Source organism: Teichococcus deserti (assembly GCF_001982615.1).
Classification (GTDB): domain Bacteria; phylum Pseudomonadota; class Alphaproteobacteria; order Acetobacterales; family Acetobacteraceae; genus Pseudoroseomonas; species Pseudoroseomonas deserti.
Map to the genome: position 1 here is coordinate 1 of NZ_MLCO01000101.1, position 12,543 is coordinate 12,543.

Genomic DNA, 12,543 nt, shown 5'->3' on the forward strand with positions numbered 1-12,543 from the left:
ACCTGGTCGGCGAAGCCCGACTTCACCTGGCTGCGCAGCTGCGCGGCGTCGGCCGCTGCGATGGCGCCGGCCTTCTCAGCGTCGGCCAGCAGCTTCAGCTCCTGCCGGTACTGCTGAGCCGCGGCAAAGAGCGGGCTGTAGCGGCCGCGCAGCTGGTCCAGGGCGGCGCCCTGCTGGTCGGAGGCCCGCTTGGCCTCGGCCGAGGCCTGCGCCTGCTGGCGCTCGATGGCGGCCAGGCCGCTGGCCTCCTGCTGAGCGGTGCGCAGGGCTGCGCCCAGCCGGGCGCGCGAGGCGGCCGCCTGCTCGGCGGTCAGCGCCCCGGCCTTTTCCAGGGTGGCCACCTCCTGCATCGCCTGCCGGTGCTGGCGCTGCGCGGCATAGAGAGGGTCGTAGCGGGCGCGGAGGTTGCCCAGCGCCTGGCCGTAATTGGCCGCGCTGGTGACCACCCGCTGCAGCGCCTGCGCCGCCTCCTCGGCCGCCCGTGCCTGCTCCCGCAGCGCGGTGTCGCGCTGCCGGTCCAGGGCGGCCAGGCTGACCAGCTCCTCCTTCTCCTCCCGGTAGGAGGCGACCAGCCGGGCGCGGATGGCCGCGGCCCGCTCGGTGGTCAGGGTGCCCGCCTTCTCGAGCTCGGAGATGTCGCGCAGCGCGGCCAGGTGCTGGCGCTGCGCGGCGAACAGGGGGTCATAGCGGGCGCGCAGGTCGCCCAGCGCCTTGGTCTGGGAGACGATGCCGGCCAGCGCCTCGGAGCGGGCCCGGCTCAGGTCGGCCTCGCTGCGGGTCGCCGCCTCGGCGGCGGCGGAGGCCTGCTGCAGCGCCCGCATCTGCGCGTTCTCGCGGGCGATGCGCTCCTGCGCGACCCGGATGGCCTTTTCGGCCTCCGCGGTTGCGCGGGCGGTGATGGCGGCGGCGTCGGCCTCCGCCAGGCCTTCCTCGCGGCGCGCCTTGTCCACGTCACGGATGACAGCGGCCAGCTTGCGCTGCGCCTGCTCGCTCTTGGCTGCCAGCTTCTCCTCGTCGAGGTAGCGCCGGCGCAGCGCATCGGCGCCGCGCGAGGAGGAGGTGACCAGCTCTTCCTGCGCCCGTGCGACCTTCTCGGCCCCCGCCGCCATGTTGGCGAAGGCCTGGGTCACAGCACGGGCGGGGCCGCTGGCCTGATCGCTGATCGCCGCCTCGAAGACGGCGCGCTCGAGCAGATCGGTTCCGGCCATCAGCGATCCTTATTGCGTCGGATCACCAGGCCTGGGCTGGCCACACGTTGGCCGGCGCGCGCGCCGGTCAGCAGCCGGTACTGCCCAGGAAAGGTGACGGTGTAGAGGGATTGGATGTCCAGCTCGCGGAAGCGGCGCTTCATGGCGCGGGCCGCGTCGTCGAAGAGGTGCGGCTCGGAGCGGAACTTCACCGCCTGGTTGCCGGCGCGCTGGCTGTCGACCAGGCGGCTATAGGGCTGCCGGTTGAAGATCAGCAGCTCGGCCTCACCAGGCACCATCTTGGGGTCGAAGGCCTCGGCCCGGATGGATCGGCCATTCACCGCGATGTGGAAGCTGTCCTGGTAGTTGCCCGTCAGGACGGGAGAGCGCCGCTTCAGGAAGTCGACGGCCGCCTTGGCCGCCTCACCGATCCGCTGGAAGCGGTAGACGATCACGCCATCCGGCCGCACCTGGTCCTCGGTTCGGCCAAGCTGGCCGTCGACCAGCAGGTCATAGGTCTCGACCGCGCGGCCAGCGGCGATCAGACCCGCGAGGCCCTTGCGGGCGGCGCGCGCCAACGCCGCGGAGCGCGCCTCGGCCGAGAGGTGCTGCTGCACGAAGACAGCCGTGCGCAGCGCGAAGGCATTCCGCGCCATTCACTGATCCCCTGTCTTCTTGGCCTTTTCGGCGCACCATTCCCGGTAGACGGCATCCATCGCCGCGAGGCACTGGCGCAGCAGCGCCAGCTCGTCGCGGTCGAGGCCGTGGTGCTCCGCCCAGGCGTCGGAAGCGCGCCAGGGGATGCTGAGAGGCTGCGGCGGGCCCATGCCGCCGGCGGCCCACTGGCGCTCGGGATCCAGCTCCCACCAGGCACGCCAGCACCAGTTATCGAGCGGATCGGCTTCGGGCGGGTTAGGCACCCACCCTTCGCCAAGATCCTCGCTCAGATGTTGGAGGTGTGACCACCGGAGATGGTGCCGGAGGCGCTCGGCGAGTTTCCCGCCGTGGCGTCGGCCTGCTCCTTCCAGGTCTCGCCCACCTCGGTCGCGGCGGCCAGCGTCGCGTAATAGACCTTGCGGTAGTCGGGGTTCAGGATCAGCGCGCGGAACTCGTCGGCGGTGACCGGCTGGCCCTGCTTCTCGCCGTCGTGGTGCACCAGGTTGCGCACATCCAGGAAGCACTGCTCCGCGAAGGTCTCGCGCACGATGCGCTGGCGCTTCTCGCCGGCCATCTGGTCGGGACGGCGGCCGCCTTCCTTGCGGACGCGACGCTGAACCTCGTCCTCGTAATCGGAGGTCAGGCCGCGCACCTTCACCTCGATGTCGCCGAAGTCGGGGCCGAGTGCGATCCAGGCGCCATTGCGCTCGGCGGCGCTGTCGATGCGCTGATCCTGCAGCAGGGAGAGGGAGGCGGGCTTCTTGGCGGTGTTGGCGGTCATGGTGAACAGATCCCTTCGGGGAGGATGGAAAGAAGACGGGCTCGGGTAGAGGCGGGGCGGCAGCGCCCGAACACTGCCGCCCCGCGCGCCTCACGGCGCCCCCCGGCTGCAGCCGGAAGCGGGGTCAGGCGACGGCGGAGAAGCGATCCACCTGCAGCGTCAGGTCGAAGGTCGGGTCGGGATTGCCCTCGACCGTCCATTCGACGCTGACCGGCTGGTCGCGGCCGCCGGCCACGATCTTGGGATTGGTGAGCACGGAGCCGAGCAGGCCGAAGACATAGGCGGCGCCATCGGCGTCCGCGGTGCGCCAGGCGACCGGCTGCACGCTCTCCGCCTTGTAGCGGTCGTATTCGTTCCAGCTCTTGAAGAGCATGGCGATGGTGCCGCTGGCCGTCAGGCTGCCGTTGCGCATGCCCTGCGCCGAGGCGGAGCCCATGCCATAGTCGGCACCGGCGCCCTCGCGCTGCACCTGCAGGGCGACGCTGGTGACCACAGCGTCGACCGGCGTGTCGGCGATCAGCACGCCGCCGAAGCCCGCGACCGCGTCATGGAAGCGGCCGGTGGGCGCAGCGACGATGGCGCCGGTGGAGCCCTCGACGAGTGCCTTCTGCTCGACCTTCGACATGAAGGTGAAGCTGCCGGAGAAGAAGTTGCCGGTGCTGCCGTTCAGCGACAGCTGCGAGACGATGCTGCCGGGGTACTGCAGGAACATGTTCGCGGAGAGCTTCTTCTGCAGGAAGAGGCTCTTGGTCAGCGTGCCATTGCGGATCATCGAGCCGCGGATCTTCGCGGCGGTGCCGGCCGGCGTCTCGTTGATCAGCGTCTTGCCGGCCAGCGTCAGCTCCAGGGCCGAGGCCTTGGCGGCGACCTTGTAGAAGCCGTTGTTGGCGCCGGCGGAGGCGGTGAAGCCCGACAGCTTGATCCACTGGCCGACCTGGACGGCAGCGAACTTGCCGGCCGTGGCGCTGGTCAGCTTGTTGCCGGTGGCCGCGGCCACGATGTCGCCGCCGACGCCATCGATGGCCAGCGCCGCGCTCCAGTCGTCGCCGAGCAGGCAGGCGATCAGATCGTCGAAGGTGCCGTAGCTCAGCGCGAAGTTGAGGCCGCCGCCGGCGCTCTCCTGCTGCGTCACCGACGCGGAGACCTGCTTCTTCTTGTTGATCTCGGACGGGCGCGAGCGCTGCTTCTCGCCGGCCAGGCTCTCGCCGGTGTAGCGAAGCGCGTTGAAGGCGACGGCGGGCTTGACGCCCCAGGTCGCCTCGAGCGCGTAGCTCAGCTCGACATCGTTCGCCTCGATGCCGGCCTGGTAGCCGGAAACGCTGGGCATTCTGTGGTGATCCTCGGGGGATGGGGGGGCGCCAGGCGCCCAGAAACAGAGAAGGGCGCCAAACGGCGCCCTGCATTACGGTTCGGAACCGCACCGAAGTTGTCGGATGCTGGAAGTTGTGCTTATGAATCGACGTTCATGGAGCACAGGACCTCATATGTTGTCGCCTCAGCTTTCAGCCTTCATCCGGAATTGGCGAGCTACCAATTTTCGCGAAAGGCTGGATGCTATCAAAGGAAGCTATCTGATGGCCAAAAAGCCATTTGAAAGAGAACTTCAGGCCATAGAAGAAGCGCATCATAAGGCTTCACCCGAAGATCATGACCCTGAGGTCTGGACATATCAGGATCATCTCTCTTACCGAGCCGCAGAAGTGCTTGCGGATCTTGCCGACCTGCGCAATGCCTTTGCTGTAATGATTTACCATCGATGGGAGAGATCTGCTCACCAGTGGATAGAGATTTCTGGAAGCCCCAACCACGAGGATATTACGAAGAAGCTCACCGCAGCAGGTATCAGTTTTCACGAAGACCTTAAGATGCTTCAGCTATTAGCTAATGTGGCCAAGCACAACAGTGCTAAATACGGGCCCAAGCTTTTCGCCTCGCACCGCGGCTTATTCAAGGTGGGCTTCGATCCGCAAGGAACGTCCCCAACAGGGAAGATGCCCGAGCATGTCGACTGGGCCGGCAATCTTGCCCTTACTGACGAGCATATTCCCGCCTTCTGCGACATCGTGGCGCAGTCCTCCCCGCGGTGAAGATCTACCGTGTTCGGTCCTGAAAGACCCAATCGACCGAGGCCGTCAGGCACCACCACTCGCCGTCTTTCTCGGGACGGTGGCCGGCACCGATGCTGGCGCGCCGGTAGGCCATTGGGCCGGGCGGCAGGCCGCGGAACAGCCCCACCATGTGCTTGGCCAGCACCAGCGCCCGCAGGCTGCCGGCGCCGGCCTTGATCAGCACATGCATGTAAAGGGTGCCGTCCTCGAGCCAGACGCCATCCTGGCCCATCTCTGCTGGCTCGGTGACGTGGCCGGCCATCTCGACCACCAGGTGCAGGCGGTCGCCTTCGGTCGGCGGCTCGAAGGGCTCGTTGGGCCACTCGATGGGCACGCCCACCTGTGCCGCCTCGATCCGGCTGCGGGCGTCGAGCCAGGCTTCCGGGCTGGCCATCAGCGGCCTCCCTTCGCCTGGACGATGTGCAGCACCGCCACGCCGCCGAGGGCGCGGGTGTCGCAGCTCTGCACGGCGAAGCGATGCCCCCGCGCCAGGATGGTCATGCCGCGGCGGGGCGCCGCCTCCCAGCCCAGCTCGGCCAGCAGCAGCGGGCTGAGCCGCACCTCGATCTCGCCCTGGTAGGCGTCGCCGACGATGCGGTCAGGGCGCCAGCCCTGGACGGTGCCGCGGCTTTCGGCGCGCGCCGGCGGCGGAGCGGCGGCGGCCTGGGCGTTCCAGGTCAGGCTGCCCTGGTCGGGCGGCGGCGGCGGCGCCGGCTCGGCCTCCAGCGCCAGGAGCTCGCCGTCGCGGCGAAGGTCGCGGGCGACCTCGCGCGCCAGGGTGCGGCCGAGGCTCATGCGAAGCTCCGGCGCACATAGCGCGCGATTCCATCGGCCACCTGCGGCGGCAGATCAGAGCCGCCCTTCCGAGGGTCGACCCAGCTGCGCGACACCACCTGGTCCATGCTGGCCGAGCGCAGCATCGGATCGCGCCCGGCGCTTTCCCGCAGGGCGGTGACCAGGCGCAGGCAGGCGATCCGAAGATCCTCCGGCACCGGCGGCCCCTCGACGCTGTCGGGCTGCCCCGGCAAGCGATAGCCGGCGGCGTACTCGACGATGATCACGCGACCGCTCCAGGCGCACGGCAGGCCATCCCGCAGGCGCATCAGCCGCGCGCTGTCTTCGGGCAGGGCCCATTCTTCGGGCGCCAGCTCGACGTCGTCGACCGTGACCGCGAGGACAGTGGCGGGCCGCCGCGCCAGCAGCAGGCACTCGCGGCCATCGATGCCATAGACGATCTGCCGCAGCCCCTCGCGGGCGAAGATGCGGTTGCAGCGGCCGGCGATCATCACCGAGGCGCTGTCGATGGCGCTCAGCAGGTCGGCATTCTGCTCGTCGCCGCTGATGCTCAGCTCCGCCTTCACCTGCGCCAGGCTGACCAGCGCGTGGGTGGTGGTGCGGCTGGTGACGATCAGCATGCCCGCCCTCAGTATTCGGTCGGGCTGGACAGCACGTAGACGGCGCCGACCTTCGCCACGTCGGTCGTGCCGGCCGACAGGTCGGGGGTGAACTTCGCCCGCACGAAGCGCTTGGCCTCGAGCAGGTTGCAGCCCAGCACCGCGGCGCCGGTGACAGTGCCGCCGGCCGAGCTGGGCAGCGTCAGCACCGTCGCGCCGGGCTCGACATCCGACCAGGTGTTCGCGTCGTCGCTGTGCTCGAAGCGCACCGCCTTCAGGGCGAGCGCCTGGCCGGCGGTCAGGGTGGCGCGTGCCGCCAGCACCAGGGTCAGGCTGGCGAAGCGCTTGGTGCCGAAGTCGTCGCGCAGGTCGATCTGGCCGCCGGTGATCTCGGCGTTATCGCCGGCGCCGCCGGCGGTGAGGGAGGTTTCGACCGCGCAGAAGCGCGGCGTCAGCAGGGCCGCGTCATCGCGGCCCAGGGCGGGGGTCAGGGACATGGTCGGGGGTCTCGATCAGGAGGGGGCCGGAAACGCCGAAGGGCGCCCGGAGGCGCCCTTCTCGGCAGGCTCAGCAGCAGGCGGGGCTCACTGGCCCCACTTCACCCCGGTGACCATGCCGAAGGCCTCCTCGTGCTGCAGGGCGAAGTCGTGCGACATGTCGAGCTTGATGGCCATCAGGCCCTGCGCCCACATGTTCACCTGCCGGCCCGAAGCATCGGTGAAGGAGGCCTGGTCGGACACCGACAGCGACATGGCGACGCTGTCGCCGATCATGGCGAAGCGGTGCGCGCCGAAGAAGATCTCGCCGCCATCGCCAGCCGGGCCGGTGATGTGGGTCGTGGTGTCGACCGGATAGCCCAGCAGCGTCGGGTTCGGCCCTTCCAGCGTCGGGAAGGCCTTCACGTCGCCCTGGTACAGGTCCTCGAGGTACATCTTGATGGCCGGGTTCATGAACCAGGCCGGCTCGTTGCCGTCGATCTCGACGTTGGCCAGCGCCATCGCCTTCAGCAGCTTGCGCAGCACCGCGCGGACCTGGGCGTTGTTCGGCGTGGTGAGGGCACCAGCGTCGAACTTCATGCTCGGCAGGATGGAATAGGCGTAGCCCTTCACCTCCTTGCCGACGCCGGTGCCGTAGAGGCACTTGCGGTCCTCGAACTCGGTCGCGCCGCGCACCAGCTCGTCACGGCAGTAGCTCTCGGTGCTGATGGTGTTGGCGTTGCGCAGCAGCTTCTTGCTGATCGGCAGGATGGCCGAGATGTCCTTCTCGGTCATGTCCATCAGGCCGAACTTCACGCCGGTGACGGCGCCCTGCTCGCCCTCGCCGACATAGCCGACCGTCGCGCCACCCTTGCCGCGCAGGTAGGAGCTGTTGCCCGGCACCACGCGCGCCCGGCGGCGCACCACGGTCTTGGGCGCGAACTGACGGATCAGCTCGGAGGCATAGGTCGGCGAGACCAGGAAGCCGCCATCGGCATTGGCGCTCAGCGTCTGCGCGCGCGTCACCTCCAGCGTGATGGGGTGCCGCTCGCCATAGAGGCCCTTCGCCACCTCGGCCGGCTGCACCATGCGCTCGCCGCTGCGGAAGGCGAGCTGAGCCATGGCGTAGGAGCGGATGAAGCCGCCGACCTCGTGGCCAAGGTCACGCGGCCCGGCCGGCGCGGCCGGCACGGTATCGGAGCGCGTCTCCGGCGGCGGCGGAGCCTGTTCCAGCGCGCGGGTGCGCTGCGCCTCCTCGAGCCGCGTCATGCGCTCGATGTCGGCGTCGGCGGTGCGCAGCTCGGTGTCCAGGGTGTCGAACCGGGCCCGGCTTTCGTCGGTCAGCTCCGACCGGGTGATGGTGTCCATCTCCTCCAGCAGCTTGCCGCGCTTCTGGCGCAGCTCCACCAGCGTGACGGTGCCGCCCAGGCCGAAGGCCAGCGCGCCGCCGATCAGGCTGGCATCGAGGGAAGCGGGGGAGAGGTTCAGGCCGGCGGCCAGCGCCTGGCCGGGGTCCAGCAGTAGCACGCCCAGCAGGGCCAGGCACAGCGCAGCGCGCGCCACGGTCAGCATGCGACCGAGCTTCATGGGGTATTCCTCGGAGGAAGAAGGGGGCCGGGGGTCACCCGGCGAGGGGGTCAGCCGCGCGCTCGGGCCAGGCGCAGGCGCATCGCCAGCACCTCGGCGGGCACCGGAGGCGGCGCCGCCTGCAGGATGGAGCGCATCGCGACCGAGGTGCGGGCATAGGCCGGCGCCGAGACGATGGAGATTTCATGCAGGGCCGCGGCGCGATGCGCGACGGCCGCCAGGCGGCCATCGGCGCCATAGGTCTTCTGCATGTCGACCGGCCGGAAGCCGAAGGACATGCCCGCATAGTTGCGGACCCGGATGTTCTCGAGCACGTCCCGCGCGGCCTGGGTATCGGGCAGCTCGGCCTCGAACTCGAGGCCCCGCGGCGTGTCGCGCAGGCGGAGGTTGCCCGCCTTGGTGCGGGCCAGCAGGCTCCGCTCGTCGTGCTCGAGCAGCAGGCGCACGTCGGCGCCGCTGCGCAGCGTCTCGCCGAAGACGCCCGGCTCGAGCCACTCCTCGAACTCGCGGCCGCCATAGGAGCGGATCCTGGTCTTGGCCTGGTAGGGCGCCGCCAGGCCGCGGATCAGCCGGGCCGGCAGGCCGTCGCCGGTCTCGCCGGCGCGGATCTCGAGCTCGGCGAAGCGCAGCTCGAGGGCCGCCGGCGTCGCGCCGTCAGTCTCCAGCATTCACGGGTTCCTTTGCCGGCGCCGCCGGCGGTGCGTCATCATCGGCGCCTGCAGCTTCTGCTGCGCCATGGCGATGGCCACCAGGATCGGCACCGAGGCGCCGTTGATGAAGAGGGTGTCGCCGCCGGGCTCCGGCGGCAGGTTGAAGTCAGCTCGCGCCTCGTCGGGCTTGGCGATGCTGTTCTGGATGGCCTGCGCCCAGAATTCGGTGCGGCTCTTCAGGTCGCCCCGCAGCATCTCGCTCTCGTCGTGGTCGACGTAGAGGGTCTGCCGCTCCTCCAGGCTCAGCAGCTTCATCAGCACCGCCTGCTGGGTGGCCACCAGGTGGGGCCGCAGGCAGTGCTTGTAGTGGCCGAGGTCGAGGTGCTCGATGTTGGAGAAGGTGCCCTTCTCCAGGTCGTTGATCAGGTGCGCCGTCACGCGGAGGATGCCGGCGATCACCGAGCGGTTGAACTTGCGCGTCTCGAGCAGCTGCGCCTTCTGGCCATCCTGGCTGATCGGGTAGAACTTCGCGTCGCCGCCGAAGACGCCGATCTTGCCGACATTGCCCAGGCCGCCATAGGCGCGGTTGACCTGGATGCGCGCCTCCTCCGCCGCCTCGTCGTCGAGCGGGTCCTTCACGGCGATCATGCCGCTGAGGTTGCCGCCATTGGCGAAGCTGGTGGACGCGAACTCGTTGGTGGCCAGGGCGCTGCCGATGGTCTCGCGCTGGTAGATGTCCCAGACGGACAGGCCATAGAGGCCATAATCGGCGCCGCGCATCAGCGGCATGTGCTGCAGGTGCAGCACCTCGTGCTCGAGGAAGATGGCGGTTTCGCCGCCGCGGCTGCTGATCCGATAGGCGCGGCGCCATTTGCCGGCCTCGTCCCGGTACCAGAAGGGCTGGCAGCGGCCGAATTCCACCGGCAGCAGGCCGATGGTGCGGCCGTCCATGTCCCGCTCGATCAGCGAGTAGTGGTTCCCGTGGTGCAGCTTCTCGAAGAAGACCAGCTTCCAATAGTCGAAGGCGATCATGTGCGGGCACGGGCTGTTCAGCAGCACGTCATAGAGCGGGTGGTCGGTCGCGTGCTCGCGGCTGACGAAGCGCTGGCGCCGCTTCCCCTTCTCCTCCCGGTAGAGGTAGAGGGGCAGCATGGCACAGCCCTCGGCGATGACGTTGTAGCAGGACAGCACCGTGTCATGGGTGATCGGGCTGTCCCGCGTCACCTCCACCCCTGACTTGGTCGCGCCGCCCAGGAAGCGGGGGAGGTTCTGCCAGGTGTCGTAGAGGCGGCTCCGGGTCTGCGTCGGCGCGCCGCGGCGCCGGAAGGGCCACATCAGGCGGTGCCTCCGAAGATCTGGGATGCCTTCAGCTTCTGCTTCGGCGGTTCCGGGTTGCGGCTCATCAGCGCCACGGTGTTGAAGCTGGCCATCAGGGGGTCGATCTTGGTCGCGCCCGAGACCTGCTTGGTGATGATCACGGCATTGCCGCGCGGCTCGACGCGGGCATTGCCCACCGCCCAGGCCAGCAGCGGCTGCCCGCAATGGGTCAGCGTACCATCGGCCAGCTTGCGCTCGGCGGTGCGGATGGCGTTGGTCAGTTGCCAGCCCTGCGACACGGCGACCACGCGGTCGCCGTTGATGCCGGCCTCGTCCAGCGCGTCGACGATGCTGCCCACGCCCATGGCGTCGAGGCCGACCTGCACCAGCTTCTTGCTGGCATCGACCTTCTGCAGGATGGCGACCAGCTGGGCGATGTCGTCGCCCATGTTCTCCACCCTGGTCAGGTGGCCATCCTTCTGGAAGCGCTCCAGCTCGGTGACGATGGACTTGCGCCGCTCGTAGACGGTCGGGTGCGCCCAGGCATGGCACCACAGGCGCCACTGCTTGGGGTCCGACTTCAGCCGGCCCAAGATCGCCAGGGCGAGCAGATCGTCGAGGCCGCCGCCATCGCCGCCGGCCACCAACACGTCGCTGCTGCGGATGATCTCATCCAGCGTCAGCGAGGGGACCGCGGCCTTCAGGAAGACGTCGGCGCCGGCCCAGCGATCCGAGCGCAGCGCCAAGCCGATCTCGACATTCAGGTGCTTGGCCAGGAAGCCCTGAATGGACCCCTCGCCCCCCTCTATTGCCTTGTCGTATCGGCTCTGCAGGAAATGCTCGTCGACCGTAAGCCCCAGGTTGGGGTTGGTGACGTAGAAATTCTGCGGCAGGCGGTGCGCCTTGGCCTTCAGCATCGCCTCGGGGAACTCGTAGAGGATCGGCAGGAAGTGCTTGTCGGCGATCCGTCCATCCCGCACGCCGCGGGCATACTTCAATTTCTGGTCCATCACCCCCGCCGGCGGCTCGTCGGATTGGGTGGTGAGGTAGATCACGAAGCCTTCCGGCCGGCTGGCCAGGCCGCCGGTCGCCTCGAGCAGCATATTCTCGGCGCCCGGCCGCTTCCCGAAGAGCCACAGCTCGTCGACCAGAATGCCGGTCGCCTTCTTGCCCGACACCGTATTGTTGTCGGCCGCGACCACCTTCAGGGTCGCCCGCGTCCCGCGATGGGTGATGGTTCGCGTGTGCTCCTGCACATGGAACAGCGCCTCGAGCTCGGGATCGGCCTTCACCATGTCCCGGGCCGGGTAGAAGCTGTTGTTGGCGATCTCAATAGTCGGCGCCAGGATCAGGTACTCGGCCGATAGCCGCCAATTGCGGATCAGCGCCGTCATCATGATCGCAGCGGCGACGGTCGATTTCGTGTTCTTCTTGCTGACCAGAAGCAAGTATTCCTGGATCAGCCGGCGGCCAGTCTCGTGGTCATAGGAACCGAAGACCGCCTCGGCGAAGGAGAGGATCCAGGGGCGGCAGGCGTCGCCGATCTTGGGGCTGCCGGGCGCGTCCCGGATGATCAGCTCCTTGAAAACCGCGAGTGCCGCCGCGGCCTCTTCGGGAAAGAGGGGCGGCATGGGCACCAGGCTCTGCCGGGCGACGATGCGCTGCTCCCAGTCGGGGCAGGCGGTCGACCACTCCTTCACCCGCCGTTATCCACCACCAGCTTCGGCGGCGCCGGGGGAGCGAACTTGCCGCCGGCCGCCGCCTCGGCGGCCTGCTGGCGCTGCTCCTTCTTGCCCGGCGCCGCCCCTTCCAGCTTGGGGTGCTGGAACGGCAGAGCGGCCACCGCGAGACGTACTTTCACGTCCATGGAGGCCTGCGGGTCGTTGATCATCTCCATCGCGAAATCGAGGGCGGAGGCGAAGCGCCTGGTGCTCGGCTCCGCCCCCTGCCCCTCCTCGGCCGCCGTGGCCTTCGCCGGCGGCGGCGCCTTGGCCGCCTTCTCGAGCACCTTCTCGGCGGCCTTCACCTTGGCCTTGGCCGGCCCCTTCCCGCTGCGGGTGGCCGCGCCCTTGGGCCGCCCCGCGCCAGGCCGGAAGCCACCCTTCGCCATGTTTGAATTTCCTCTGGTAAGCCGTTGATCCGGCGGGCGAAAAAATCAAAGGCGCCCACCCCGGAAATCAAAGCGGGGGATTTAATCCGCAAATGGGCCCCCAAAGCGGTGGGGGGTCCCCCACCGCTTTGGGGGCCCATTTGCGGATTAAATCCCCCGCTTTGATTTCCGGGGTGGGCGCCTTTGATTTTTTCGCCCGCCGGATCAACGGCTTACCAGAGGAAATTCAAACATGGCGAAGGGTGGCTTCCGGCCTGGCGCGGGGCGGCCCAAGGG

General features: G+C 69.0%; 15 protein-coding genes. 1 reads left to right on the top strand and 14 read right to left on the bottom strand.

The genetic code is table 11. The features are described 5' to 3' along the window. From BKE38_RS12300 to BKE38_RS32010, 5 genes are all read right to left on the bottom strand, one after another. Positions 1-1,208 (bottom strand): coiled-coil domain-containing protein (locus tag BKE38_RS12300; RefSeq protein WP_076957609.1); only part of this gene is annotated, 1,208 nt, incomplete at its 3' end. Further along, positions 1,208-1,843 (bottom strand): HK97 gp10 family phage protein, encoded by a 636-nt coding sequence (locus BKE38_RS12305; protein ID WP_076957610.1) that lies wholly within the window; start codon positions 1,841-1,843, stop codon positions 1,208-1,210. The genes BKE38_RS12305 and BKE38_RS12300, both read right to left, overlap by 1 nt. Further along, positions 1,844-2,107 (bottom strand): hypothetical protein, encoded by a 264-nt coding sequence (locus BKE38_RS31475; RefSeq protein WP_131829577.1) that lies wholly within the window; start codon positions 2,105-2,107, stop codon positions 1,844-1,846. 23 nt (positions 2,108-2,130) lie between these two features. Beyond that, a complete protein-coding gene (locus tag BKE38_RS12310; protein WP_076957611.1) occupies positions 2,131-2,625 on the bottom strand; it encodes a hypothetical protein in 495 nt (164 codons plus the stop codon). A gap of 124 nt (positions 2,626-2,749) precedes the next feature. Beyond that, entirely contained in the window at positions 2,750-3,952 is a 1,203-nt protein-coding gene (locus BKE38_RS32010; RefSeq protein ID WP_076957612.1) for a phage tail tube protein, read from the bottom strand. A gap of 106 nt (positions 3,953-4,058) precedes the next feature. Here BKE38_RS32010 and BKE38_RS31480 point away from each other — a divergent pair, with 106 nt between their 5' ends. After that, entirely contained in the window at positions 4,059-4,712 is a 654-nt protein-coding gene (locus BKE38_RS31480) for a hypothetical protein (protein ID WP_131829578.1), read from the top strand. A 4-nt stretch (positions 4,713-4,716) separates the two neighbouring features. Here the strand turns inward: BKE38_RS31480 and BKE38_RS12320 are convergent, their stop codons facing one another. From BKE38_RS12320 to BKE38_RS12360, 9 genes are all read right to left on the bottom strand, one after another. Continuing rightward, positions 4,717-5,127, bottom strand: coding sequence for a phage tail terminator-like protein (locus tag BKE38_RS12320; RefSeq protein ID WP_076957613.1), 411 nt, complete (start codon positions 5,125-5,127; stop codon positions 4,717-4,719). Beyond that, the gene (locus BKE38_RS32015; protein WP_076957614.1) at positions 5,127-5,528 is read right to left on the bottom strand and encodes a hypothetical protein; all 402 of its coding nucleotides are present in this window, start codon (positions 5,526-5,528) and stop codon (positions 5,127-5,129) included. The genes BKE38_RS12320 and BKE38_RS32015 overlap by 1 nt, the downstream gene beginning before the upstream one ends. Then, positions 5,525-6,148 carry a hypothetical protein gene (locus BKE38_RS12330; RefSeq protein WP_076957615.1) on the bottom strand — a complete coding sequence of 208 codons (624 nt, stop codon included), beginning with the start codon at positions 6,146-6,148 and terminating at the stop codon, positions 5,525-5,527. The genes BKE38_RS32015 and BKE38_RS12330 overlap by 4 nt, the downstream gene beginning before the upstream one ends. 8 nt (positions 6,149-6,156) lie before the next feature. Next, on the bottom strand, positions 6,157-6,624 hold the full coding sequence (locus tag BKE38_RS12335) for a hypothetical protein (RefSeq protein WP_076957616.1): 468 nt from the start codon (positions 6,622-6,624) through the stop codon (positions 6,157-6,159). A gap of 87 nt (positions 6,625-6,711) precedes the next feature. Further along, positions 6,712-8,190, bottom strand: coding sequence for a phage major capsid protein (locus tag BKE38_RS12340; protein WP_076957617.1), 1,479 nt, complete (start codon positions 8,188-8,190; stop codon positions 6,712-6,714). A 50-nt stretch (positions 8,191-8,240) separates the two neighbouring features. Then, positions 8,241-8,858: an HK97 family phage prohead protease gene (locus BKE38_RS12345; protein WP_076957618.1), complete on the bottom strand. Its 618-nt coding sequence runs from the start codon at positions 8,856-8,858 to the stop codon at positions 8,241-8,243. Then, positions 8,859-10,175 carry a phage portal protein gene (locus tag BKE38_RS12350; RefSeq protein WP_076957619.1) on the bottom strand — a complete coding sequence of 439 codons (1,317 nt, stop codon included), beginning with the start codon at positions 10,173-10,175 and terminating at the stop codon, positions 8,859-8,861. Continuing rightward, entirely contained in the window at positions 10,175-11,857 is a 1,683-nt protein-coding gene (locus BKE38_RS12355) for a terminase large subunit (protein WP_076957620.1), read from the bottom strand. The genes BKE38_RS12350 and BKE38_RS12355 overlap by 1 nt, the downstream gene beginning before the upstream one ends. Continuing rightward, entirely contained in the window at positions 11,854-12,267 is a 414-nt protein-coding gene (locus BKE38_RS12360) for a hypothetical protein (protein WP_076957621.1), read from the bottom strand. The genes BKE38_RS12355 and BKE38_RS12360 overlap by 4 nt, the downstream gene beginning before the upstream one ends. Positions 12,268-12,543: the final 276 nt, after the last annotated feature.